This window comes from Janthinobacterium sp. GW821-FHT03C08 (assembly GCF_059420905.1).
In genome coordinates, this window is sequence record NZ_JBWKUP010000018.1 from 41,356 (window position 1) to 64,530 (window position 23,175).

The window sequence follows — 23,175 nt, forward strand, 5'->3', positions numbered from 1 at the left end:
CAAGCGCAAGGCGAGCAGGATGGCGCTATCGGTGTTGCGACAGCCGATGAGGGGCTACGATGAGTGGCCGGGTATGGCGGCACTCTTAACGGCTCAGGCCGCTCATCCAGCTCGGTTGCGGGTTGGCGCGGGCCAGTTCGCGCATGCGGTATTCCAGGTCGTAGCGGTCGGTCGATTCGGCCAGGTAGGCTTCTTCGTAAGCGCGTTCGCGATGGTCGCTGTTTTGCGCCAGCCATGTGCCGAGGCGTTTCGCGGCGTGCACGAGGGTGGCGACGATATTGTTGTTTTGCGTGGTGTGATAGGTAAATGCGGTAGACATGGCAAACTCCTGTGAGTGGCGTGCCGCGATGTGCTGCACTGCAACATAAGTATACCAATCCTAAGATATAAGACTACTTTTGATTTCAAATGTCAGCTATTCATTTTTGAAATAACAGGCGCGAAAGCTGCGCATTGCGGGGCTTTCGGGCATAATGCGGGCGCAGTATCGTAGTTTTACTACAAGACGTTTTTGCCAGGATGTTGTTTTCAGACGCGGCCCGCAGACGTGCTGCGCGCAAAAACTACGTTCCGGCAAGAAATGCCCGGCCGTGCGCCTGCCGCGCGAGGATGGCGCCATGCCTGCTGCGGATTATTGATGGCAGTCATAGCCTGCGCTGATGTCTGGCGTAGGTGCTGGCGCGTTCCGGTGCAGCCTTGATGGCAGCGCTGCCTGCCTGGCAAGACAAAACTTGGATTTGAAAAATGGAGAAGGTATGGAATACGTAAAGCAAGGCCAGGGCGCACAGTTCGCACGGGCCGGCACGCAAAACAATACGGGCGCCCTGATCATTGTCACGGTGCTGTTTTTCATGTGGGGGTTATTGACCTCGCTCAATGATGTGCTGATTCCCCATCTGCGCTCGATCTACACCCTGACCTACGTCCAGGCGATGCTGGTGCAGTTCTGCTTCTTTGGCGCCTACGCCATCGTTTCCCTGCCGGCCGGCATGCTGATCAAGCGCATCGGCTACCAGCGCGGCGTCGTCGCGGGCCTGCTGATCGCCGCCGCCGGCTGCGCCATGTTCTATCCCGCCTCCACGGGCAGCTACGCGCTGTTCCTGCTGTCCTTCTTCATCCTCGCGGCCGGCATCACCGTGCTGCAGGTGGCCGCCAATCCCTATGTGACGGAACTGGGCGACCCGCAGACGGCGTCGAGCCGTTTGACCCTGACGCAGGCGTTCAATGCGCTGGGCACCACCGTGGCGCCGGCGCTGGGCGGCATGCTGATCCTGTCTGGCACCGTGCTGACGGTGCAGCAGTTCGACCTGCTGCCGGCCGCCGAGCAGCTGGCCTACCGCGCCAAGGAGGCGGCCGCCGTGCAGGGCCCGTACCTGGCGCTGGCCGCCACCCTGGTGATCCTGGCCGTGCTGTTCGCGCTGGCCAAGCTGCCGAAGATTTCGCATGCCGACGATGCTGCGGCCCTGGCGCAGGATGGCCACAAGGTGTCGATCTGGTCGCACCGCCACCTGGTGCTGGGCGCGCTGGCCATCTTCCTGTACGTGGGCGGTGAAGTGAGCATCGGCAGCTTCCTGATCAACTTCATGGGCGAGAGCCATATCGCGGGCCTCAGCCACGCCGACGCCGCCTATTTCGTCAGCTACTACTGGGGTGGCGCCATGCTGGGCCGTTTCGTCGGTTTTGGCGTGATGCGCTATGTCAGCCCGGGCAAGACCCTGGCCTTCAACGCCGCCGTCGTCATCGCGCTGATCCTCGTCGCCGTCTTCTCCAGCGGGCACACGGCCATGTGGGCATTGATCGCTGTCGGCCTGTTCAACTCCATCATGTTCCCGACCATCTTCAGCATGGCGCTGAACAAGCTGGGCGCGCAAACGGGGCAGGGTTCGGGCATCCTGTGCATGGCCATCGTGGGCGGCGCCATCGTGCCGTTCATCCAGGGCTTCCTGGCCGACCACATCAACTTGCAGCTGTCCTTCCTCGTGCCGGCCCTGTGCTACACGTTCATCCTGTACTTCGGCTGGAAATACGCCAGCATGTACAACGGCGACGCCAAGTAAGCCGCGCTGCCGTGATCAAGCAAAAGGGTGGCCTCGGCCACCCTTTTTTTGCGTCAGTGCGCGAACGGCGTGCCCAGCACGTCCTGGCACACCTCGAGCCAGGCGCGCGCCGCATGCGACAGATAGCGCCCGCTCCAGATGTGCGCCACCTGCCACGCCACCTCCGGCTCGACGATGCGCACCGTCTCCAGGGGTTCGCCAGCCAGGCGGTGGATGAACGGCTCGGGCAGCAGGGCCACGCCCAGGCCCGCCGAGGCCATCGCCACCAGCCAGTCCCATTGTCCGCTCTGCGCGGCGATCGTCGGCGTGAAGCCGGCCTGCGCGAAATGCTGGCGCAGGCTGCGCGTGAGGGCAAACTCGTCTTTCAGCAGCACCAGCGGCAGCTCGGCCAGCGCCCTGAAGGGCAGGGTCTTACGGTTTTTCTGGAACGTGCCCGGCTCGGCCAGCGCCCAGATCGGGTAGCTGGCGACGGCCACCGTCACGAGATCGAGCTCCGGGTCGGCGGGCAGCACCGTCATGCCGATTTCCAGCTCGCCCCCCGCCACCTTGCGCTCGATCTGCTGGCCCGTGTCTTCCTGCAGGGTCAGGCTGATGTGCGGGTGGCGCGCGCGGAAGGCCTTCAACACGGGCGTAAACAGCACATTGATCATGGGCGGGATGCCCACCGTCAGGCTGCCGCGCTGCAAGGCCTGGGTATCGCGCACTTCCAGCGTCAGCTGGCGCATATTGGCCAGCATTTCCTGGCCGTGCTGGTAGACGATGCGGCCAGTGTCCGTCAGGGTCAGCTTGCGCCCGTCGCGCACGAGTAGCTGCGCGCCCACCTCGTCTTCCAGCTGGCGCACCATCTTGCTGATGGTGGACTGGGTCAGGTGCAGCGATTCGGCCGCCTGCGTAAAGCTCGACAGGCGCACGGTTTCCACGAAATAGCGCAGGGAACGGATATCCAAGATGGGTGCTCGGCATTGGCAAAACATGAAAATATCGACTGGATGTAGCGAAATTAATTCATGCCATGCATATAGCCGGGATTTTATACTGAATCCACTTATGGGGCTGGTGTATGACAGCCATCCAGTTTGAGAATATTAAGAAGATCAGGAGCATCACGATGTACGAGGACCGTATCCGCCACCCAGGCTTGCTGAATAAAATCATGAGCGCCGATGAGGCCGCCAAATTGTTCCACAACGGCATGCGCGTCGGCATGAGCGGCTTTACCCGTGCCGGCGACGCCAAGGCCCTGCCGCGCGCGCTGGCCGAGCGCGCCCTGCAAGACCCGTTGAGCCTGACCCTGATCACGGGCGCCTCGCTGGGCAATGGCAGCGACGGCCTGATGGCCGAGGCGGGCGTGCTGGCGCGCCGCATGCCCTTCCAGGTCGACCCTGTGCTGCGCGGCAAGATCAATAACGGTGAAGTCATGTTCATCGACCAGCATCTGTCGGAAACGGCCGAGCAGTTGCGCTCGGGCAACCTGGCTGCCGTCGACATCGCCGTCATCGAAGCGACGGCCATCACGGCCGCGGGCGCCATCATCCCGACCATGTCGGTGGGCAATTCCGCCGCCTTTGCCCAGCAGGCCACGCAAGTCATCATCGAAATCAACCTGTCCACGCCGCTGGCGCTGGAAGGCTTGCACGACATTTATATTCCACAAACCCTGCCGGGCCGGGAACCGATTCCCCTCACGCGCGTCGACCAGCGCCTGGGCAGCACGGCCATCGCCATCGACCCGGCCCGCATCGCCGCCATCGTCATCACGGACAGCCCCGACAGCCCGTCGAACGCCCTGCCGCCCGATGCGGAAACGCAGGCCATCGCCGGCCACGTGATCGCCTTCCTGGAAGGCGAAGTGGCGGCCGGGCGCATGGGGCCGGAATTGCTGCCCTTGCAGGCAGGCATCGGCACCATCGCCAATGCCGTGCTGCACGGCCTGATCGGCTCGCCTTTCCGCAACATGACCATGTATTCGGAAGTGCTGCAGGACAGCGCCATCGAGCTGCTCGATTCGGGCCAGCTGGCATTTGCCTCGGCTTCGTCGATCACCCTGTCGGCCCCCGTGCACCAGAAGCTGATGGAGAATATCGACCACTACCGCTCGAAGATCGTGCTGCGCCCGCAAGAGATCAGCAACCACCCGGAAATCGTGCGCCGCCTGGGCATCATCGCCCTGAACACGGCGCTCGAGTTCGATATCTACGGCAACGTCAATTCCACGCACGTGTGCGGCACGCACATGATGAACGGCATCGGCGGCTCGGGCGATTTCGCGCGCAATGGGCAAGTGTCGATGTTCGTGTCGAAATCGGCGGCCAAGGGCGGGCGCATTTCCAGCGTCGTGCCGATGGTGTCGCATGTGGACCATACGGAGCACGACGTCGACGTGCTGGTGACGGAATGGGGTTATGCGGACTTGCGCGGACTGGCGCCGCGCGAGCGGGCGCCCTTGATCATCGAGCGCTGCACCCATCCCGATTACCGCGATCAATTGCGCGCGTATTATGATGCGGCATGCCAGCGCGGCGGGCACACGCCGCACATCCTGCAAGAGGCGCTGGCGTGGCATACGCGCTACCAGGAAACGCAGAGCATGCTGGCAGCGCAGTAAGCTCGCGTCAGCGCACAACACAGGGCAGGGCGGTGCAGCACCGCGCCTGCCTTTTTCCATGACTTAATACATGTGCAGCGCCTTGGCGCCCAAGCCCAGCAGGGCAAACGTGGTGGTGGCCTGGATGCCCATGAACCACAGGAAGTGGGTATGCATGTGCTTGCGGATGTCGCCCAGTTCCGTGCGCAGGGCATGGCAGTCGCCGCGCAGGTCGCCGCGAAATTGCGTCAGGTCGGCGCGCAGCAGCTGCGATTCGTCGCGCAACTCCGTGCGCACGTTGTCGAGGCCATCGCCAAGACGCTGTTCGAGCGTCTTGAACCATTGCCGGTCATGTTCCCGGTCCGTTTCCAGTTTTGTCAGCCGCGCTTCCATACGGACAGCATTGTGCGCGCTTTGCTGTTTGTCAAGCCGGTCCGTGGCATAGGCTTCGTTCATTTCACGCTCCTTCGCGCCAGCCGTGCTGCACCAGCGCAGGCGGCTTGACTCCACTGTCCGCCTTTTTCGCCAGCGCGGTTTGTGCTGGATCAAACGTCAGGAAGCGGCAGCAAAACGCAGGCGGATGCCTGCCGTGACGACGGCCAGCAAGTCGTCGATGTGCTGCTGCATTTCCGGGTGCGGCGTCCACGGATCGCCCGCATCCATGACGATGCGCAGCGACACGAGGCCGTGCAGCGATTGCCAGAAAATCTGCGTCATCGCATGCAGGGACGCCTCGTCCTGGCGCACCTGGCCTGCCTGCGCCAGCTCGCCGAACAGGTGCAGGGCGTAGGCATACGGGTCTTGCTCGATATTGCCGTGCTCGACTTCGACGGCGTCGATTTCCGCGTGCGGGCGCAACTCCATGAAGATCAGCGAGTATTCGTCGGGGTGCTGGAAGCCGTACTCGATGTAGGCGCGTCCGACGAGGCTGATGCGTTCCCACGGCTCGGTGCTGCCGGCGCAGGCATCGCGCATGGCGCGTACCAGTTCCAGCAAGTCCTTGTCCATGGCCTGGGCGATCAGCGTGGCCTTGTCGCGGAACAGCGCGTACACGACGGTGGTGGAAAAACCGGCCGCTTCGGCCACCTTGCGGATGGAGACGGCGCGCGCGCCGCCCTTCTTGATGAGATCCTTGACGACGTCGATGATGTGCTCGCGCCGCGCCTGAGCCTCGCGTAACTTTCTTTCCTGAATATTAGTTAACTTCTTGTCCACGACTCTTTCCTGGCGACTCTATGAAAGCAAGAATTATAGGGCTGCCGTGCATTGCCAATGTGTCTGGCATTGTTACAAATCAGATTTTTGTCCGGTAGATGCGACAGCTGGCCGATTTTTCGCGCTTTTGCCCGGTGCTTTGCCATCGATGCCCCGGATTGGTGCACAAATCTGGCTGCCAGGCTTTGCGAACGGGGCCAAAGGGCGGAAAATAGCGGGATAGCTTACACTGCGTTTAGCGCAACGGCGCTCGCCCACGAGGCGGCGCCGGAACACTTACCTAGGACGGGATCAATACATGACCATTAAAATCAGCCAGAACTTCGACTCGGGCGCCATCGATGTGGTGAGCGCCGCCAGTGCCGGCGCCATCGACCTGAACTTGCGCAAGGACAGCCACGCCGACATCCACCAGTGGTTCCACTTCCGCCTGCAGGGCGCCCGTGGCCAGGCGTGCACCATGCGCTTCCTGAACGCCGGCCAGGCCACCTATCCGGCCGGCTATGAAGGCTACCAGGCCGTGGCCAGCTACGACAGCGAAAACTGGTTCCGCGTGCCGACATCGTTCGATGGCCAGGTCATGACGATCTCGCACACGCCGGAACTCGATAGCGTCTACTACGCCTATTTCGAGCCGTATTCGTGGGAACGCCACCTGCGCCTGCTGGGCGAAGTGGCCGAGCATCCGCTGGCGCGCGTCTCCGACCTGGGCAGCACGGTCGATGGCCGCGACATGAACATGGTCACCATCGGCAACCCGCAGGCGGAAAAGAAGATCTGGATCATCGCGCGCCAGCATCCGGGCGAATCGATGGCCGAATGGTTCGTCGAAGGATTGATCGACTCCCTGCTGGACGACGCCAACCCGATCGCGCGCAAGCTGCTGCAGCGCGCCGTGTTCCACATCGTGCCGAACATGAACCCGGACGGCTCCATCCGCGGCAACCTGCGCACGAATGCGGCCGGTGCCAACCTGAACCGCGAATGGATGACGCCAACGCTGGCGTCCAGCCCGGAAGTGCTGTGCGTGAAAAACAAGATCCACGAAACGGGCGTCGACATGTTCTTCGACATCCACGGCGATGAAGCGCTGCCGTACAACTTTGTGGCCGGCAACGAAATGCTGGAAAACTTTACGCCAGAGCAAGCGGCGCACCAGAAGGCCTTCATCGAGCGCTACAAGCAGGCCAGCCCCGATTTCCAGGACAAGTTCGGCTATGCGGCCAGCAAGTACAAGTCGGACATGCTGACCCTGGCGTCGAAATACATCGGCCACCACTTCGGCTGCCTGGCGCTGACCCTGGAAATGCCGTTCAAGGAAAACGCGGACTTGCCGGATCCGGCCGTCGGCTGGAACGGCGCGCGCAGCGCGGCCCTGGGTGCGGCCATGCTGCAGCCTATCCTGCTGTCGCTGGACTGATCGGCGTTGTTCATGGGTATCGAGATCGAGCGTAAATTCCTGCTGGCCGGCGACGCCTGGCGCGGCCTGGGGCAGGCGGTGCTGCTGCGCCAGGGCTATCTGTCGTCGGCGCGCGAGCGCGTGGTGCGCGTGCGCATCGAAGGCGAACAGGCGATGCTGACCATCAAGGGCGCCAACGTGGGCGCCTCGCGCGGCGAGTGGGAGTATCCGATCCCGCTGGCCGATGCCGTCGAGTTGCTCGATGGCCTGTGCGAACAGCCGCTGATCGAAAAATACCGCCACCGCATCGAACACGCGGGCATGGTGTGGGAAGTCGACGAGTTCCTGGGCGCCAACGCAGGCTTGATCGTGGCCGAGATCGAACTGGCGTCGGAAGACCAGCCATTCGAGAAGCCGGAATGGATAGGCGCGGAAGTGTCGGGCGACGCCCGTTACTACAACGCGAATCTGATCCGCCACCCGTTCTCGCAGTGGTGATGGTGTTTTAAATGGCGTTGCAATGAAAAAGGCGGAACCAAAGGTTCCGCCTTTTTTACGTCTGCACGATTTAGTGGAAGTGCTCGGTGCCTTGCGGCGTATCTTCCGGCATTTCCGCATGCGCCAGCTCGCCGACGGGATCGGCAAACAGGGGCGCGCCGCAGTCGTCGCAGTATTCGCCGACGAAGCGTTCCGCATGGCGCTTGATCTGCGTCACGCCGGCCGCGTTCAGGTGCTCGATAATCTCATCGACGGGCGTCTTCTGCTTGTCCAGCGCGGCGATGCCGACCTGGATCAGGCCTTCGATCGGCGTGCCATCCTCGTCTTCCTGGCCGTACAAAGGCCAGACGATGCCGTAGATCACGTCCGGCGCCTGGCGCAGGGTGAAGGCGATGCGGTATTCGTCCACCTGGCCGTCGGCCGCTTCCTCGCCGAAGCCGGCGATCACGGCGCGCAGTTCCGACGGCTCGATGGCCAGGGTGTGCGTCAGGTAGTGCACGGCGGCGCGCACGGAGACGGGGCGGATCAGCTTATCGGCTTCGCGGCAGGCCACATAATATGCTTCCGGCAGCAGCAGTTCCAGGCCGCAGCCGGGCAGCAGGCGGGCGATGGTCGGCGTCGCCTGCGTGCGCCATTGTTCCAGGGCGGCGCTGCGCTCGGCGATGAAGTCGAGCTGGCTGGCCGGCGTCTGCCAGCGGAACAGCGGCGCGCCGGCGGGCGCCACCACGGCCACCAGCAGGTAGCGCGTGTCGGCCAGGAAGGGCGCCGTTTCCGCGTCTTTGCCTGACGGCTTGACGGCCGTGCCCTTCAGCGCGGCTTGCGCCAGCTTCTGCGTCTTGGCATAGGTTTCGACATGGCTGCGTGGCAACTGGTCGATCGAATACAGGGTCGGCGCCATGGCCATCTTCGTGCCGTCGGCCAGCAGGTGGGCGGCGAAATGCGCGGACAAGACGCCGTGCGCGTCGCCGGCCATGGGGCCGGAGGCGATGGAAAAGCGCGTCCACGCGAGGATGGGCACGGCCACCAGCAGGGCGTCGTAGCGCACGTCTTCATGCGTGATGACGGTCGATTCGCTGACGGCTTCAACGCAGTCCATCAGCACGTCGTAGGCGTTCAAGTCTTCCTTGAACAGGCTGCCCAGGGTGTTGTCGATGGTGTCCTGGTGGCCGGTTTTGAGTAATTTCTGGAGCTGCGTATCCAGGCTGTGTTCCCAGGACCGCTCTTCGAGACGGCTGGCTGCCTGTACGATCGCCTGGGCAAAGGTGACCAGGCGCTGGCTGTCGGCAGTCAGTTTATGGGATGAATCTTTGGAAGGACGACGCATAGCGGGATAAGAGTCTCGGAAAGTGGAAAAAATGGATCAGTCAAACAATGATAAACCCTTATAACCGTATTGTAGAGGATTCGGCCACACGCAATACGTAAGCTGGCTGTAGATCATGCCGATTGCCGCAATTTCAAGTAAAAACGGCGGGCCGGGACGAAAAAAAGCGCCGGTCGGAACCGGCGCTTTTATCTTACCTCACGGCTGGGCTGATTACTCGGCCAGCAGTTGGCGCAGCACGAATGGCAGGATACCGCCGTGCTTGTAGTAATCGACTTCGATCGGCGTATCGATGCGCAGCAGCACTTTGACTTCTTGCGAGCTGCCATCGGCGCGGTGGATCACCAGGGTCGCCAGTTGCTGTGGCTTGATTTCGCCTTCGAGGCCTTTCAGGTCGAAGGTTTCCTTGCCGGTGATGCCCAGGGTTTGCACGCTGTCGTCGCCGATGAATTGCAGCGGCAGCACGCCCATGCCCACCAGGTTCGAGCGGTGGATGCGTTCGAACGAACGGGTGATCACGGCTTTCACGCCCAGCAGTTGCGTACCTTTTGCTGCCCAGTCACGCGACGAGCCCGTACCGTACTCTTCGCCGCCGAAGACCATGGTTGGCGTGCCTTCGGCAACATACTTCATGGCTGCGTCGTAGATCGACATCTGTTCGCCGGAAGGCTGGTGGATCGTGATGCCGCCTTCGACCGCCGAACCGTCTGCCTTGGCAGGGATCATGCGGTTCTTGATGCGCACGTTGGCGAACGTGCCGCGCATCATGATTTCATGGTTGCCGCGACGCGAGCCGTAGGAGTTGAAGTCCGCTTTCAGGACGCCGTTTTCCTTCAGCCACTTGCCTGCAGGACCGTTTTCCTGGATCGAGCCGGCTGGCGAGATGTGGTCGGTGGTGATGGAATCGCCGAACACGCCCAGCGCGCGCGCGCCTTCGATGCCGGTGGCCACAGCCGCTGGCGTCATCGAGAAGTTGTCGAAGAACGGTGGTTCTGCGATGTAGGTCGATTTCGGCCAGTTGTAGACTTGACCGGACACGGTGGTGACTTTTTCCCACAGCTTGCCTGGCGCGCCCTTGACGTCCGCGTAGTTATCCTTGAACACCTTGGCGTTCATGGCGAACTTCATCATGGCCGACACTTCAGCCGACGAAGGCCAGATGTCGCCCAGGTAGATGTCCTTGCCGCCCTTGCCCTTGCCGACAGGTTCCGTCATCAGGTCGCGCGTCATGTTGCCGGCGATGGCGTAGGCGACGACCAGCGGTGGCGACGCCAGGAAGTTCGAGCGGATGTTCGGGTGAATGCGCGCTTCGAAGTTACGGTTGCCCGACAGCACGGCCGACGCGACGATGTCGTTGGTGGCGATGGCGGCGTTCAGTTCCGGCGTCAGGTCGCCGGCATTGCCGATACAGGTGGTGCAGCCGTAGGCGGTCACGCCGAAGCCCAGTTTTTCCAGGTACGGCAGCAGGCCTGCAGCGGTCAGGTACTCGGTGACGACGCGCGAGCCGGGAGCCAGCGAGGTCTTGATGTGCGGCGCGACCTTCAGGCCCGCTTCCACGGCTTTCTTGGCCAGCAGGCCGGCAGCCAGCATCACGCTCGGGTTCGAGGTGTTGGTGCACGAAGTGATCGCGGCGATCAGCACGTCGCCGTTCGACACTTTCACGCCATTCGTCGTTTCATACACGGCAGCCAGGTCGGCCGGATTCTTGTTGAAGCCGTTTTCCGAGGTTGGCTTGGCGAACAGTTCGGCGAAGTTGGCCTTGACGTTGCCGATTTCGATACGGTCTTGCGGGCGTTTCGGGCCGGCCAGCGACGGGGCGACCGATGCCAGGTCCAGTTCCACCACGCGGGTGTAGTCGATCTCGCCCGCTTTTGGCACGCCGAACAGGTTTTGCGCCTTGAAGTAGCCTTCGAACGCGGCGATTTCAGCCTTGCTGCGGCCGGTGCCCTTGAAGTAATCGATGGTCGCTTCGTCGACGGGGAAGAAGCCCATGGTCGCGCCGTATTCCGGTGCCATGTTGGCGATCGTCGCGCGGTCCGTCAGGGTCAAGGACTCAGTGCCTTCACCGAAGAATTCGACGAACTTGCCGACGACTTTTTCCTTGCGCAGCAGTTCGGTGATGGTCAGCACCAGGTCGGTGGCGGTGCAGCCTTCGCGCAGCGCGCCCGACAGGTTCACGCCGATGACGTCAGGCGTCAGGAAGTAGACGGGTTGGCCCAGCATGCCGGCTTCCGCCTCGATGCCGCCCACGCCCCAGCCGACCACGCCGATGCCGTTGATCATGGTGGTGTGCGAATCGGTGCCGACCAGGGTGTCCGGGTAGTACACATCGCCGGCCTTCTTGCCGGTGGTGTGCACGCCGCGTGCCAGGTATTCCAGGTTGACCTGGTGGACGATGCCGAAGCCCGGTGGTACGACGCCGAAGGTGTCGAAGGCTTGCATGCCCCATTTCATGAACTGGTAGCGCTCGTTGTTACGCGAGAATTCCAGTTTCATGTTCAGGTCCAGCGCTTTCTTTTCGCGGTAGTGATCGATGGTCACCGAGTGGTCGACCACCAGGTCGACCGGCACCAAAGGTTCGATTTTCTTGGCGTTGATGCCCATCTTGGCGGCCACGTTGCGCATCGCTGCCAGGTCGGCCAGCAGCGGCACGCCGGTGAAGTCTTGCAGCACGACGCGCGCCACTACGAACGGGATCTCGTCGGTGCGCTCGGCGGTCGGGCCCCAGCTCGCCAATTGCTTGACGTGTTCTTCGGTGACTTTTTTGCCGTCGCAGTTGCGCAATACCGATTCGAGCACGATACGAATCGATACTGGCAGGCGGGAGACATTGATGCCCAGGCTTTTTTCCAGCGCAGGCAGGGAATACAGCTTGCCCTTCTTGCTGTCCGAAATATTAAAGTCCTTGAGCGTGTTCAGAGTGTTGCGGGACATGACCTCTCCTTGTTGGGTATCGTCTATTTATTGATTATTCAGGGTACAAAACATGACCGGGCCCCCAAAGAGGCCCTTGCTACGCACATCAGCCGCCGGTGGCTGGCAGCACGCCCAGCGATGGCGCGGCTTCCACCACTGCCGCCGGCTTGGCTTGCTCCGCATCCTTGCATTCATTGGCCAGCTGGCGGCCCTGCTTGGAATCGAGCAGCATGCCCTTGGCCGGGATGCCGATCCAGACGAGACCATACAAGCGGTTCTCGAAGCGGTTGGCGCCGGTGGTGGTGCCAACACGGCTCAGGCGGTGCAGGCGCTTCTTCCAGCGCAGGGCGATGTGTTTGTCATCAGTCGCATTGGTGTAGATGGTAATTTTATTACCAAGTTCACAATTGAAATCCGTGGAGGCCGAGCCTGCCGTATCCGGTTCGTCCGCTTCTTCCTTGTCGAGCACCGACATGGCCAGCGGATGGGCTTCCTTCGCGGCAGCCTTGGTCTTGGTGGCCTTGGCCTTCGGCTTGGCCTTGACGGCCTTGGCTTTTGCCGGTTCCTTCGTATCCGTGGCGGCGAAGCTGGCCGGGGCCAGCGTCAGTGTCAGGGCGCCCAGCGCGACGCTGCAGGCAATTGCTAGTTTGGAGATGGACATCGTGTAATTCCTGTCAGTTTTCAGTGATGCTGGAAGAGGGTGTATTCAATAATGCGGCGGCCGCCTCGGGCAGGCCCAGGCCCGCCAGTTTGGCGCGTTGCAAAACGGTCCAATAATATCGGTAGCTGGCGCGGTCATGCAAGCGGCCATTTTGGGCGATCGGGCCCCAGTTGGCGCGCAGCGCCTCATTCAGGATATTGCTGGCCTCATTGACCTCGGACAGGCGCGGCGTGAAGGCCTTGATGATGGGCTTGATCTGGTCCGGGTGGATGCTCCACATGCGCGTGTAGCCGAACTCGGCCGTCGCGCGCTGGGCATCGTTGGCCACCACGGCCGAATCGCGCACGTCGGTCGTCACGTTATGCGACGGCACCTTGCCGTGGGCGTGACAGGCGGCCGCCACTTCCAGCTTGGCGCGCACTACCAGCGGGTGCGTGAACTGGCCCGGCGTGCGCATGGCGGCGGCGGGAATGGCGCCGTAATGGGCCGAGACGAAATCCATGATGCCGAACGACAGGCATTCAACCTGGGGTAGGGCGGCGATGGCGTAGGCGTCGCGCAGCGCGCCGTGCGTTTCGATCAGGATGTGCACGGGCAGGTTGTCGCGGCCGGCGCGGCGCGCGTGCAGGTTGATCAGGTCGATGGCCAGCATGGCATCCTGCACGCCGCCCACCTTGGGCACGGCGATGTAGGCCAGACGGTCGGCGGCGGCGCAGATGATTTCCACGTCGCGCGTGAAAAACGGGCTGTCGACGTCGTGCACGCGCACGCCGATGCGGTTGAACTGGTTGTCGTCGCTGGCCAGCAGGCCGGCGATCATGTGGGCGTGGGCTTCTTCATTGCCGGCGCTGGCGCCGTCTTCGCAGTCGAACGTGATGTCGAACAGGGGGCCAAGCTCTTGTTGCAAAGCAATCGATTTACGCATCAGCTTTTCAGAGCCGGCGTAGTGGTCGCAAGCGGCGAGCAACAGCGGCTGGCGTTTGCCTTGGAATAAAACCTCGGAAGGGTGCATGCTTAAGGCATTTCTGCAGGTAAAAACTACTGGATAAAACAGCCGCGCCGCGACGTGCGCGGGGCGGCCTTCGGTGGGCGGCGCAAGCTACGCCGCGCCGCCTGGACTGGGCTTAGGCCAGCAGGTGTTTCACGCCTTCGCGCTCTTCGGTCAGCTCTTTCAGGGTCAGGTTGATGCGCTCTTGCGAGAATGCATCAATTTCCAGGCCTTGAACGATGGTGTACTCGCCGTTCTCGGTGGTGACCGGGAAGCCGAACACGGTACCTTCAGGAATGCCATACGAGCCATCCGATGGCACGCCCATGGTGGTCCACTTGCCGGCGGTGCCCAGCATCCAGTCATGGATGTGGTCGATGGCGGCGTTCGCTGCCGATGCTGCCGACGACAGGCCGCGCGCTTCAATGATGGCCGCGCCGCGCTTGCCGACGGTTGGCAGGAACACGTTGGCGTTCCATTCCTGGTCGTTGATCAGGTCCTTGACAGCCTTGCCGTTCACGGTGGCGAAGCGGTAGTCGGCGTACATGGTTGGCGAGTGGTTGCCCCACACGGTCAGCTTCTCGATATCCTTGACGGCGGTGCCGGTCTTGGCAGCGACTTGCGACAGGGCGCGGTTGTGGTCCAGGCGCAGCATGGCGGTGAAGTTTTTCGCTGGCAGCGATGGTGCCGATTTCATGGCGATGTAGGCGTTGGTGTTGGCAGGGTTGCCGACCACCAGCACTTTGACGTTGCGCGAAGCGACGGCGTCGAGCGCTTTGCCTTGCACGGTGAAGATCTGCGCATTCGCTTCCAGCAGGTCCTTGCGTTCCATGCCCGGGCCGCGTGGACGCGCGCCAACCAGCACGGCGACGTCGACATCCTTGAAGGCGGTCAGCGGGTCGGAGTGGGCCGTCATTTCCGTCAGCAGCGGGAAGGCGCAGTCGTCGATTTCCATCATCACGCCCTTGAGCGCCTTCTGGGCTTTTTCGTCCGGGATTTCAAGCAGTTGCAAGATGACAGGCTGGTCTTTGCCGAGCATGTCGCCATTGGCGATGCGGAACAACAGGGCGTAGCCGATCTGGCCGGCGGCGCCGGTCACTGCAACACGCATTGGGGTTTTAGCCATGATGAATCTCCAAAAATGGGAAAGAAAACGGGCTTGAAGCTGGGCTTACGCTTATCCGGAAAAACTATAATGATACCAAAACCGGCCCGCGCCACCGAATTGCTGGTGTACGCTGCCGTCACGCTTGTGCTGCACGAGGCCAGAGTGGCTGGCCGACAACATAAAACGCTGGCTCACAAGTTTTATCGAGGGCAGTTTAGGCCTCCGATCTGCATCTGTCAATCATATCTTATGTCTTATATAAGACAGATAACCGCGTGTGTTTTACTGGACGCGGGCAGTGATTTGTGTTGAAATGTCGGACTATGAATTCCGCCTCGTCCAATCTGACCAACAATGCCACTGCTGCAAGCGGGGCGGTCAGTCCGACCGCGGGCGCCCCGGCCACTCCAGCGGCCGCGCCGGCCGGCACGCCTGCCGCCCCTGCCGCCAGCGTCAATGCCACTGCGGCGGCCGCGCCCGTCGTCAGTGCATCGCCCACCTTCAGTCCCCTGTACCAGCAGATCAAGGCGCTCATCACGCAGAGCCTGCAGTCGGGCGAGTGGAAGCCGGGCGAGCTGATACCCAGCGAAGTCGAGCTGGCGGGCCGTTTCAAGGTCAGCCAGGGCACGGTGCGCAAGGCCATCGATGAGCTGGCCGCCGAGAATCTCGTCATGCGCCGCCAGGGTAAGGGCACTTTTGTGTCCACCCACCACGAGGCGCGCGCGCATTTCCGCTTCCTGCGCCTGGTGCCGGACGAAGGCGTGCCGCATTATCCCGAAAGTAAGTTTATCGAAGTCAAGCGCGTGCGCGCGCCGGCCGACGTGGCGCGCCTGATGGACCTGAAGTCCGGCGACGCCGTCATCTTCATCAAGCGCGTGCAGTATTTCGACGGCATCCCCACCATCGTCGAGGAGCTGTGGCTGCCCGGCCTGATCTTCAAGGGACTCACGGCCGAGCGCCTGGTGGAGTACAAGGGGCCCATGTATGGCCTGTTTGAAACGGAATTTGGCACGCGCATGATACGCGCGTCCGAGCAGATCCGCGCCGTTTGCGCCGATGCGGGCGCCGCGCAGCTGTTGAATATCGACCTCGGCACGCCCTTGCTCAGTTCCGAGCGCGTGTCGTTTACCTACGGCGACAAGCCGGTCGAACTGCGCCGGGGCCTGTACCTGACGAGTCGCCATCACTATCAGAATGAACTCAGCTGAAGCAGCGGGGCACCCGCGGGTGCCCGAACAGGCGGCAAGGCTGAAGTGCATCGCTTGAACGTGCCTGCCGCAAGGCGGGCATGGGAGACAGCAGAACGCGCAGGTAAAGCATGACCAGCCCCGGCGGGCTGTGCTTTGCCGGCGATTCTGTAATTAAATTACGTGAACTACGGAAAGTAGCGCGGTATTTTGTAGTAAAAAACCATTTTGGTTATATGTAACAATAGATATTGGTATGGGTTGCGAAAATCGGCGAAAATCGCGGCTTCAATATTTAGTTGAAATTCAAAGGGGAGGTTTTTGTTATGTCTGAAGCCGTAAGAGAAGTACCAAAAAAAGAACGGCCGCAATTCCGTAACATCCATGTTACCGAATTGTCGAACTACCGCATGGCTGTCGGCGCCATCGTCTCGATCCTGCATCGCATCAGCGGTTTCATCATTTTCGCCCTGCTGCCGTGCATCCTGTACATGCTGGAACTGAGCCTGCGTTCCGAAATGTCCTTCGCCTACTTCCAGGGCATCGCCTCGCACTGGTTCGTCAAGCTGATCACCCTGGGTCTGGTCTGGGCCTTCCTGCACCACTTCTGCGCCGGTATCCGCCACCTGTTCATGGATGTGCACGTTGCCATCGAAAAAGACTCGGCACGCAAGACCGCCAGCTCGGTGCTGGTGGTGAGCCTGGTGTTGACGGCATTGGTCGCTTTGAAACTGTTTGGAGTATTTTAATAATGGCAGACAATAATATCGGACCGAAACGCCTCGTCGTCGGTGCCCATTACGGCTTGCGCGATTGGCTGGCGCAACGCGTCACCGCCATCGTCATGGTGGCCTACGTTGCCATCCTGCTGATTTCTTTCCTGACCGGCAGCAACTTCAGCTATGAAGGCTGGGCTGGTCTGTTCGCGCAGCAATGGTTTAAATTGTTCAGCCTGGTGACCTTCCTGGCGCTGTTCTACCACGCATGGGTCGGCGTACGCGACATCTGGATGGACTACGTGAAAAGCGCTGGCCTCCGTCTGACCCTGCAAATTGCCACCATGCTGTGGTTGATCGCTTGTGCCGGCTGGACGGTACAGATACTCTGGAGTGTGTAATCGTGGCAGCATATAAATCTGCAATCCCTACCCGCCGCTTTGATGCGGTCATCGTTGGCGCCGGCGGTTCCGGCATGCGCGCGTCGCTGCAGCTGGCTGAAGCCGGCCTGAACGTCGCAGTACTCTCGAAAGTTTTCCCGACCCGCTCGCACACCGTGGCGGCGCAGGGCGGTATCGGCGCGTCGCTCGGCAACATGGCCGAAGACAACTGGTTCTGGCACATGTTCGACACCGTCAAGGGTGGCGACTATCTGGGCGACCAGGATGCCATCGAATTCATGTGCCGCGAAGCACCGAAGGTTGTCTACGAGCTGGAACACTTCGGCATGCCATTCGACCGCAACCCGGACGGCACCATCTACCAGCGTCCGTTCGGCGGCCACACGGCCCACTTCGGCGAAAAGCCCGTGCAGCGCGCTTGCGCGGCAGCCGACCGTACCGGTCATGCCCTGCTGCACACGCTGTACCAGCGCAATGTGCGCGCCCGTACGCACTTCTTCGTCGAATGGATGGCGCTCGACCTGATCCGTGACGCCGACGGCGACGTGATCGGTGTTGTCGCACTGGAAATGGAAACCGGCGAATGCATGATCCTGGAAGCCAAGACGACGGTCATGGCAACGGGCGGCGCAGGCCGCATCTTCGCCGCCTCGACCAACGCTTTCATTAACACCGGCGACGGCATGGGCATGGCGGCACGCGCCGGCCTGCCGCTGCAGGACATGGAATTCTGGCAGTTCCACCCGACCGGCGTGGCCGGCGCGGGCGTATTGATCACCGAAGGCGTGCGCGGCGAAGGCGGCATCCTGATCAATAGCGAAGGCGAACGCTTCATGGAGCGCTATGCGCCGACCCTGAAGGATCTGGCGCCGCGCGACTTCGTCTCGCGTTCGATGGACCAGGAAATCAAGGAAGGCCGCGGCTGCGGTCCGAACAAGGACCACGTGATGCTGGACCTGCGCCATATCGGCGCCGACACCATCGCCAAGCGCCTGCCGTCGATCCTGGAAATCGGCCACAAGTTTGCCAACGTCGACGCCACCAAGGAACCGATTCCTGTCGTGCCGACGATTCACTACCAGATGGGCGGTATCCCGACGAACATCCACGGCCAGGTCGTCACCCCGACCGGCCCGGATAATTCGCCGAAAGTCGTCAACGGCCTGTACGCGATCGGCGAATGCGCCTGCGTCTCCGTGCACGGCGCCAACCGCCTGGGCACGAACTCGCTGCTCGACCTGGTGGTCTTCGGCCGCGCGGCCGGCAACCACATCGTCAACAGCGGCCTGAAAGCCAAGGAAAACAAGCCTTTGCCAGCCGACGCCGCCGATTTTGCCATGGGCCGCCTGCAGCGCCTGGAAAACTCGACCGGCACGGAAACCGTGCAGGGCGTGGCGAACGACATCCGCGCCACGATGCAGAAGTACTGCGGCGTGTTCCGTACGGACGAGATGCTGAACAAGGGCGTCGAGGAAATCATGAAGCTGGACGAGCGCCGCAAGCACGTCTCGTTCAAGGACAAGTCGATGGTCTTCAACACGGCCCGCGTGGAAGCGCTGGAACTGGACAACCTGATCGAAACGGCGAAAGCGACCATCGTCTCGGCGGCAGCCCGCAAGGAATCGCGCGGCGCCCACGCCCAGGACGACCACCCGCAACGCGACGACGACAACTGGATGAAGCACACGCTGTGGTATTCGGAAGGCAACCGACTGGAATACAAGCCAGTCGTGACCAAGCCGCTGACGGTAGATACCTTCAAACCGAAACCACGTACTTTCTAAGGCTATACCATGGCACGCACTCTCAAATTTAAAATCTACCGCTACGATCCCGACCAGGATGCCAAGCCGTACATGCAAGACCTGACGGTCGAACTGAAAGACACCGACAAGATGCTGCTCGACGCACTGCAGCGCATCAAGGCGGACGTCGATGACTCGCTGGCCCTGCGCCGCTCGTGCCGCGAAGGCGTGTGCGGTTCGGACGCGATGAACATCAACGGCAAGAACGGTCTGGCCTGCACCACCAACTTGAACGAGCTGAGCGAGCCTATTGTGCTGCGCCCGTTGCCAGGCCTGCCGGTCATCCGCGACCTGATCGTCGACATGACGCAATTCTTCAAGCAGTACGATTCGATCAAGCCGTTCCTGATCAACGACTCGATCCCGCCTGAAAAAGAGCGCCTGCAGTCGCCGGAACAGCGCGAAGAGCTCGATGGCCTGTACGAGTGCATCCTGTGCGCCTGCTGCTCCACGTCGTGCCCGTCGTTCTGGTGGAATCCGGACAAATTCGTCGGTCCTGCCGGCCTGCTGCAAGCCTACCGCTTCATCGCCGATTCGCGCGACGAAGCCACGGGCGCGCGTCTGGACAACCTGGAAGATCCGTACCGTCTGTTCCGCTGCCACTCGATCATGAACTGTGTCGACGTCTGCCCGAAAGGGTTGAACCCGAACAAGGCGATTGGCAAGATCAAGGAATTGATGGTCCGCCGCGCGATCTGATCCGTCAGAATCGCGTCCGCCGGGCGCCGTTTCCGGGAAGGGAGTATGCTCCCTTCCTGCCGGGCGGCGCCTGCAAAGCAGCACCGTGCCGCAAGGCACACGTAAAGTGGTAAACCAAATGACAGAATCAATTTTGTCCTCGCATCAGGCCGACCCGGCCAACCGCGCCCGCCTGCGCTGGCGTTCACGCCGTGGCCTGCTGGAAAACGACATTATCCTGACCCGTTTTCTCGATGCGTATGAAACCGAATTGACCGATGAAGAAGTTGACGCGCTGACGCGTTTGCTGGATTTGTCGGACAATGCGTTAATGGATCTGGTACTGGCCCGTAAAGAGCCGGAAGGCGAAGTCGATCTGCCGCATGTGCGCGCACTGCTGCAACGACTGCGCATTGCCTAGACGCCTGGGCGATATATTGCAAACGGTGCGAGTGGCGCGCTGTAGCACTGCCGAATGCGGTGCGAATTGCAGCCAGAATTTTTGATTTTAATTTCGACTCACTCCCGAGAAGGAAGAGCCCATGAATATCTCTGACACAAAAGCTACCCTGTCGTTCTCCGATGGCAGCCCATCGCTTGAATTTCCCATCTACAAAGGCACGGTTGGCCCGGACGTCATCGACATCCGCAAACTGTACGCCGGTAGCGGCAAGTTCACCTACGACCCAGGCTTTATGTCGACCGCCTCGTGCAATTCGTCGATCACCTACATCGATGGCGACAAGGGCGAACTGCTGTACCGCGGTTATCCGATCGAACAGTTGGCCGTCAACGCCGACTTCATGGAATCGTGCTACCTGCTGCTGAACGGCGAACTGCCGAACGCGGCGCAGAAAGCCAAGTTCGTCGACACCGTGACCAAGCACACGATGGTGCACGAGCAGATGCAATTCTTCTTCCGTGGCTTCCGCCGCGACGCGCATCCGATGTCGATCCTGGTCGGCACCGTCGGCGCGCTGGCGTCGTTCTACCATGATTCGCTGGACATCAACGACCCGCGTCACCGCGAAGTGTCGGCCATCCGCCTGATCGCCAAGATGCCGACCCTGGTCGCCATGACCTACAAGTACTCGATCGGCCAGCCGTTCACGTACCCGCGCAACGACCTGTCGTACAGCGCCAACTTCATGCACATGATGTTCGCCAACCCGTGCGAAGACTACAAGGTCAACGACGTGCTGGTGCGCGCCCTGGACCGCATCCTGATCCTGCACGCAGACCACGAGCAAAACGCTTCGACATCGACCGTCCGCCTGGCCGGTTCGTCGGGCGCCAACCCGTTCGCCTGTATCGCTGCCGGCATCGCCTGCCTGTGGGGTCCTGCCCACGGCGGCGCCAACGAAGCGGCACTGAACATGCTGAAGGAAATCGGCACCGTCGAGAACATCCCTGCCTTCATCGAGCAAGTCAAGGACAAGAACTCCGGCGTCAAGCTGATGGGCTTTGGCCACCGCGTGTACAAGAACTTCGACCCGCGCGCCAAGCTGATGCGTGAAACCTGCTACGAAGTGCTGAACGAACTGGGCCTGCAAGACGACCCATTGTTCAAGCTGGCGATGGAACTGGAAAAGATTGCACTGAACGACGAATACTTCGTTTCGCGCAAACTGTACCCGAACGTCGACTTCTACTCGGGCATCGTGCAATCGGCGCTGGGCATCCCCGTGTCGCTGTTCACGGGTATCTTCGCCATGGCCCGCACCATCGGCTGGATCGCCCAGTGGAACGAAATGATCGCCGATCCGGAGCAAAAAATCGGCCGTCCGCGCCAGCTGTTCGTCGGTTCGACGACCCGCGAAGTACTGCCACTGGACAAGCGCGCTTAAGTCAAGCCGCCGCATCCTTGCCGGGCCTGCGGGCCCGGCGCACAAAAGCGAGCCTTTGGGCTCGCTTTTTTTATGCGCGCCGGCAGCGCCGCTAACAGGTCAGGCGGCCGGGCTGGTATGCTCGGGGTCCGCTCCACCAAGAAGCAGAACGTGATGAACGAAGAAACATGCGCGCCCAGCGGCGTGGCCCTGGGCGATACGGGATTCGGCTATACCCTGTCGCTGATCGGCGGCAAATACAAGATGCTGATCCTGTATGCGCTGGCGGGAAACACCGTGTTGCGGCATAACGAGCTCAAGCGCCATCTCGGCGGCATCGCCTTCAAGACCCTCAGCGTCGTGCTGAAGGAACTGGAAGCCGATGCGTTGATCGTGCGCAGGGAATACCCGCAAGTCCCGCCCAAGGTGGAGTATTTCCTCTCCAGCAAGGGCGCATCGCTGATTCCCGTGCTTAACACCCTGTGCGAATGGGGCGAGCGGCACCAGCCAGGCTGATCCGCATGCGCGACTGCATGCCAGGGATTTCTTGGCTTTAAGTTACTTACTTTTCTTACTGTATGAGCAGTAAATGTGCGTACTTGTGAAAAGTACTCGCTGTGGCTATGCTGCTTCTGCCTCTGGAGGCGCGACCGCGCGCCTGGGGGCAGGGTACCGGCTTGCCTGCTTTCCTGCGAATGCGGGCGCGGTGCGCCCATCCCACACTCAGGAAAGCAGCCTCATGAAAACCCTCGTTATCGTCTTCCATCCCTCCCTCGCCACCTCGGTGGCCAACAAGCGCTGGCTGCAGGAGCTGGCGCAGTATCCCGACCGCTACACCCTCCACAATGTGCATGCGGCTTATCCAGACGGAAACATCGATGTGGCGCGCGAACAGGCGCTGGTGGAAGCGCACGCCAATGTGGTCTTGCAGTTCCCCGTGTACTGGTTCAACTGTCCGCCCTTGCTGAAGAAGTGGCTCGATGACGTGCTGGCGTACGGCTGGGCCTACGGCTCGGGCGGCGACGCCTTCAAGGGCCGCAAGGTGGCGCTGGCCGTCACGGCAGGCATCCGCCAGGAGGATTTCACGCCGGAAGGCAAGTGGAACGTCACCTTGGCGCAGCTGCTGGCGCCGTTCGATGTCACCCTGGCGTACATCGGCGCCGACAACCGCCGCTTCTTTGCCTTCTATGGCGCGGAGGACGGGCCGAAGGAGGTGGGTTATGCCGAGCGGCTGGCGCGCAGCGCGCAAGAATATGAGCGTTTCCTGGCCGCCTTGTAAGGCAGGCCGTATCGTCTCAATTCAGCGTCGCCACCAGGCGGTGCAGTTCGACGTGCCGGCCCTCGAGTGGCAGGCTGCTGCCTTCATAGGGCTGGGGCATGACGATGCAGCGCGGCGCATTGTGCTTGAGGATGCCGCCCCAGTGGGCGACTCTGGCGCCCGCCTGGCGGCGGATTGCCTCGACCGTGGCGCCGCTGGCGAGGATGCGGGCTTGCGGAAAGGCTTGCTGCAGCACGCCCAGGCCAAAATACGCTTGCGGATCGGCCGTGCTGATATAGATGGTGGTCAGGCGCTTGCCGCTGGCGGCGATGGTGTGCGCTAACTGCGCCGCATCATCGCGCAGGAACTGGGCATTGACGAGGATGGCATCGGCCACGCCGCTCAGCAGCAGGGAAGTCGATGGCGCGCGGCCCAGTACATCCAGATGAAAGGTTTCCAGCGTGCGGAAGGGGTGGGCGGCGCGTGCAAGCATATTGTTCTTTCGCTATTGGATACTCTCCCGCATAGTATCCTTTGGACCAAGCGGGGCAAAT

The 23,175-nt window shown here is 61.7% G+C and carries 23 protein-coding genes; 13 read left to right on the forward strand and 10 right to left on the reverse strand.

Annotation, left to right across the window (positions count from 1 at the left end; translation table 11 throughout):
• Positions 1 to 85: 85 nt before the first annotated feature.
• A complete protein-coding gene (locus tag AC07VL_RS23075) occupies positions 86 to 319 on the reverse strand; it encodes a DUF3563 family protein (RefSeq protein ID WP_494807924.1) in 234 nt (77 codons plus the stop codon).
• Between the two features lie 436 nt (positions 320 to 755).
• On the opposite strand from AC07VL_RS23075, the gene AC07VL_RS23080 reads away from it, so the two are divergent.
• Positions 756 to 2,057 (forward strand): sugar MFS transporter, encoded by a 1,302-nt coding sequence (locus AC07VL_RS23080; protein WP_494807925.1) that lies wholly within the window; start codon positions 756 to 758, stop codon positions 2,055 to 2,057.
• Between the two features lie 53 nt (positions 2,058 to 2,110).
• Here AC07VL_RS23080 and AC07VL_RS23085 read toward each other — a convergent pair whose 3' ends face one another.
• Entirely contained in the window at positions 2,111 to 3,004 is an 894-nt protein-coding gene (locus AC07VL_RS23085; protein WP_494807926.1) for a LysR substrate-binding domain-containing protein, read from the reverse strand.
• Between the two features lie 161 nt (positions 3,005 to 3,165).
• On the opposite strand from AC07VL_RS23085, the gene scpC reads away from it, so the two are divergent.
• Entirely contained in the window at positions 3,166 to 4,662 is a 1,497-nt protein-coding gene (scpC, locus tag AC07VL_RS23090) for a succinyl-CoA:acetate CoA-transferase ScpC (RefSeq protein ID WP_494807927.1), read from the forward strand.
• Positions 4,663 to 4,725: 63 nt separating this feature from the next.
• Here scpC and AC07VL_RS23095 read toward each other — a convergent pair whose 3' ends face one another.
• Together AC07VL_RS23095 and AC07VL_RS23100 are read right to left on the reverse strand one after the other, a co-directional pair.
• Positions 4,726 to 5,097 carry a hypothetical protein gene (locus AC07VL_RS23095; protein WP_152281136.1) on the reverse strand — a complete coding sequence of 124 codons (372 nt, stop codon included), beginning with the start codon at positions 5,095 to 5,097 and terminating at the stop codon, positions 4,726 to 4,728.
• Between the two features lie 96 nt (positions 5,098 to 5,193).
• On the reverse strand, positions 5,194 to 5,856 hold the full coding sequence (locus tag AC07VL_RS23100; RefSeq protein WP_494807928.1) for a TetR/AcrR family transcriptional regulator: 663 nt from the start codon (positions 5,854 to 5,856) through the stop codon (positions 5,194 to 5,196).
• Between the two features lie 298 nt (positions 5,857 to 6,154).
• Between AC07VL_RS23100 and AC07VL_RS23105 the strand changes: the two genes are divergently transcribed.
• Together AC07VL_RS23105 and AC07VL_RS23110 are read left to right on the forward strand one after the other, a co-directional pair.
• Entirely contained in the window at positions 6,155 to 7,276 is a 1,122-nt protein-coding gene (locus AC07VL_RS23105; protein WP_494807929.1) for a M14 family metallopeptidase, read from the forward strand.
• A 12-nt stretch (positions 7,277 to 7,288) separates the two neighbouring features.
• On the forward strand, positions 7,289 to 7,753 hold the full coding sequence (locus AC07VL_RS23110) for a CYTH domain-containing protein (protein ID WP_494807930.1): 465 nt from the start codon (positions 7,289 to 7,291) through the stop codon (positions 7,751 to 7,753).
• A gap of 70 nt (positions 7,754 to 7,823) precedes the next feature.
• Here the strand turns inward: AC07VL_RS23110 and AC07VL_RS23115 are convergent, their stop codons facing one another.
• The 5 genes from AC07VL_RS23115 to AC07VL_RS23135 all read right to left on the reverse strand — a co-directional run bounded on the left by AC07VL_RS23115 (position 7,824) and on the right by AC07VL_RS23135 (position 14,768).
• Positions 7,824 to 9,077, reverse strand: coding sequence for a DUF2863 family protein (locus tag AC07VL_RS23115; RefSeq protein ID WP_494807931.1), 1,254 nt, complete (start codon positions 9,075 to 9,077; stop codon positions 7,824 to 7,826).
• 213 nt (positions 9,078 to 9,290) lie between these two features.
• Positions 9,291 to 12,011, reverse strand: a complete 2,721-nt coding sequence (acnA, locus tag AC07VL_RS23120; RefSeq protein WP_494807932.1) for an aconitate hydratase AcnA — start codon at positions 12,009 to 12,011, stop codon at positions 9,291 to 9,293.
• 88 nt (positions 12,012 to 12,099) lie between these two features.
• Positions 12,100 to 12,654 (reverse strand): hypothetical protein, encoded by a 555-nt coding sequence (locus AC07VL_RS23125; RefSeq protein WP_494807933.1) that lies wholly within the window; start codon positions 12,652 to 12,654, stop codon positions 12,100 to 12,102.
• Positions 12,655 to 12,667: 13 nt separating this feature from the next.
• Complete coding sequence (locus AC07VL_RS23130) at positions 12,668 to 13,666, reverse strand: HpcH/HpaI aldolase/citrate lyase family protein (protein ID WP_494807934.1); 999 nt, start codon at positions 13,664 to 13,666, stop codon at positions 12,668 to 12,670.
• A gap of 112 nt (positions 13,667 to 13,778) precedes the next feature.
• Complete coding sequence (locus AC07VL_RS23135; protein WP_076566915.1) at positions 13,779 to 14,768, reverse strand: malate dehydrogenase; 990 nt, start codon at positions 14,766 to 14,768, stop codon at positions 13,779 to 13,781.
• A gap of 305 nt (positions 14,769 to 15,073) precedes the next feature.
• On the opposite strand from AC07VL_RS23135, the gene AC07VL_RS23140 reads away from it, so the two are divergent.
• From AC07VL_RS23140 to AC07VL_RS23180, 9 genes are all read left to right on the forward strand, one after another.
• The gene (locus AC07VL_RS23140; protein ID WP_494807935.1) at positions 15,074 to 15,958 is read left to right on the forward strand and encodes a GntR family transcriptional regulator; all 885 of its coding nucleotides are present in this window, start codon (positions 15,074 to 15,076) and stop codon (positions 15,956 to 15,958) included.
• A 305-nt stretch (positions 15,959 to 16,263) separates the two neighbouring features.
• On the forward strand, positions 16,264 to 16,686 hold the full coding sequence (gene sdhC / locus AC07VL_RS23145) for a succinate dehydrogenase, cytochrome b556 subunit (RefSeq protein WP_086146039.1): 423 nt from the start codon (positions 16,264 to 16,266) through the stop codon (positions 16,684 to 16,686).
• Between the two features lie 2 nt (positions 16,687 to 16,688).
• Positions 16,689 to 17,054, forward strand: a complete 366-nt coding sequence (gene sdhD, locus AC07VL_RS23150; RefSeq protein ID WP_102121570.1) for a succinate dehydrogenase, hydrophobic membrane anchor protein — start codon at positions 16,689 to 16,691, stop codon at positions 17,052 to 17,054.
• 2 nt (positions 17,055 to 17,056) lie between these two features.
• Positions 17,057 to 18,838 (forward strand): succinate dehydrogenase flavoprotein subunit, encoded by a 1,782-nt coding sequence (gene sdhA, locus AC07VL_RS23155; protein ID WP_494807936.1) that lies wholly within the window; start codon positions 17,057 to 17,059, stop codon positions 18,836 to 18,838.
• A gap of 9 nt (positions 18,839 to 18,847) precedes the next feature.
• Complete coding sequence (locus AC07VL_RS23160) at positions 18,848 to 19,558, forward strand: succinate dehydrogenase iron-sulfur subunit (RefSeq protein WP_034752075.1); 711 nt, start codon at positions 18,848 to 18,850, stop codon at positions 19,556 to 19,558.
• A 118-nt stretch (positions 19,559 to 19,676) separates the two neighbouring features.
• Positions 19,677 to 19,958, forward strand: a complete 282-nt coding sequence (locus tag AC07VL_RS23165) for an FAD assembly factor SdhE (RefSeq protein ID WP_034752073.1) — start codon at positions 19,677 to 19,679, stop codon at positions 19,956 to 19,958.
• Positions 19,959 to 20,079: 121 nt separating this feature from the next.
• The gene (gene gltA / locus AC07VL_RS23170; protein ID WP_092795232.1) at positions 20,080 to 21,384 is read left to right on the forward strand and encodes a citrate synthase; all 1,305 of its coding nucleotides are present in this window, start codon (positions 20,080 to 20,082) and stop codon (positions 21,382 to 21,384) included.
• 153 nt (positions 21,385 to 21,537) lie between these two features.
• Positions 21,538 to 21,879: a winged helix-turn-helix transcriptional regulator gene (locus AC07VL_RS23175; protein WP_494807937.1), complete on the forward strand. Its 342-nt coding sequence runs from the start codon at positions 21,538 to 21,540 to the stop codon at positions 21,877 to 21,879.
• A gap of 223 nt (positions 21,880 to 22,102) precedes the next feature.
• Positions 22,103 to 22,642, forward strand: coding sequence for an NAD(P)H-dependent oxidoreductase (locus AC07VL_RS23180; protein WP_494807938.1), 540 nt, complete (start codon positions 22,103 to 22,105; stop codon positions 22,640 to 22,642).
• Positions 22,643 to 22,658: 16 nt separating this feature from the next.
• Here the strand turns inward: AC07VL_RS23180 and AC07VL_RS23185 are convergent, their stop codons facing one another.
• Positions 22,659 to 23,114: an MBL fold metallo-hydrolase gene (locus AC07VL_RS23185; RefSeq protein ID WP_494807939.1), complete on the reverse strand. Its 456-nt coding sequence runs from the start codon at positions 23,112 to 23,114 to the stop codon at positions 22,659 to 22,661.
• Positions 23,115 to 23,175: the final 61 nt, after the last annotated feature.

Coding starts and splice junctions, on each gene's coding strand:
- AC07VL_RS23075 (WP_494807924.1), bottom strand. CDS start 319: ATGTCTACCGCATTTACCTATCACACCACGCAAAACAACAATATCGTC.
- AC07VL_RS23080 (WP_494807925.1), top strand. CDS start 756: ATGGAATACGTAAAGCAAGGCCAGGGCGCACAGTTCGCACGGGCCGGC.
- scpC (WP_494807927.1), top strand. CDS start 3,166: ATGTACGAGGACCGTATCCGCCACCCAGGCTTGCTGAATAAAATCATG.
- AC07VL_RS23095 (WP_152281136.1), bottom strand. CDS start 5,097: ATGAACGAAGCCTATGCCACGGACCGGCTTGACAAACAGCAAAGCGCG.
- AC07VL_RS23105 (WP_494807929.1), top strand. CDS start 6,155: ATGACCATTAAAATCAGCCAGAACTTCGACTCGGGCGCCATCGATGTG.
- AC07VL_RS23110 (WP_494807930.1), top strand. CDS start 7,289: ATGGGTATCGAGATCGAGCGTAAATTCCTGCTGGCCGGCGACGCCTGG.
- AC07VL_RS23115 (WP_494807931.1), bottom strand. CDS start 9,077: ATGCGTCGTCCTTCCAAAGATTCATCCCATAAACTGACTGCCGACAGC.
- acnA (WP_494807932.1), bottom strand. CDS start 12,011: ATGTCCCGCAACACTCTGAACACGCTCAAGGACTTTAATATTTCGGAC.
- AC07VL_RS23125 (WP_494807933.1), bottom strand. CDS start 12,654: ATGTCCATCTCCAAACTAGCAATTGCCTGCAGCGTCGCGCTGGGCGCC.
- AC07VL_RS23130 (WP_494807934.1), bottom strand. CDS start 13,666: ATGCACCCTTCCGAGGTTTTATTCCAAGGCAAACGCCAGCCGCTGTTG.
- AC07VL_RS23135 (WP_076566915.1), bottom strand. CDS start 14,768: ATGGCTAAAACCCCAATGCGTGTTGCAGTGACCGGCGCCGCCGGCCAG.
- AC07VL_RS23140 (WP_494807935.1), top strand. CDS start 15,074: ATGAATTCCGCCTCGTCCAATCTGACCAACAATGCCACTGCTGCAAGC.
- sdhC (WP_086146039.1), top strand. CDS start 16,264: ATGTCTGAAGCCGTAAGAGAAGTACCAAAAAAAGAACGGCCGCAATTC.
- sdhD (WP_102121570.1), top strand. CDS start 16,689: ATGGCAGACAATAATATCGGACCGAAACGCCTCGTCGTCGGTGCCCAT.
- AC07VL_RS23160 (WP_034752075.1), top strand. CDS start 18,848: ATGGCACGCACTCTCAAATTTAAAATCTACCGCTACGATCCCGACCAG.
- AC07VL_RS23165 (WP_034752073.1), top strand. CDS start 19,677: ATGACAGAATCAATTTTGTCCTCGCATCAGGCCGACCCGGCCAACCGC.
- gltA (WP_092795232.1), top strand. CDS start 20,080: ATGAATATCTCTGACACAAAAGCTACCCTGTCGTTCTCCGATGGCAGC.
- AC07VL_RS23175 (WP_494807937.1), top strand. CDS start 21,538: ATGAACGAAGAAACATGCGCGCCCAGCGGCGTGGCCCTGGGCGATACG.
- AC07VL_RS23180 (WP_494807938.1), top strand. CDS start 22,103: ATGAAAACCCTCGTTATCGTCTTCCATCCCTCCCTCGCCACCTCGGTG.
- AC07VL_RS23185 (WP_494807939.1), bottom strand. CDS start 23,114: ATGCTTGCACGCGCCGCCCACCCCTTCCGCACGCTGGAAACCTTTCAT.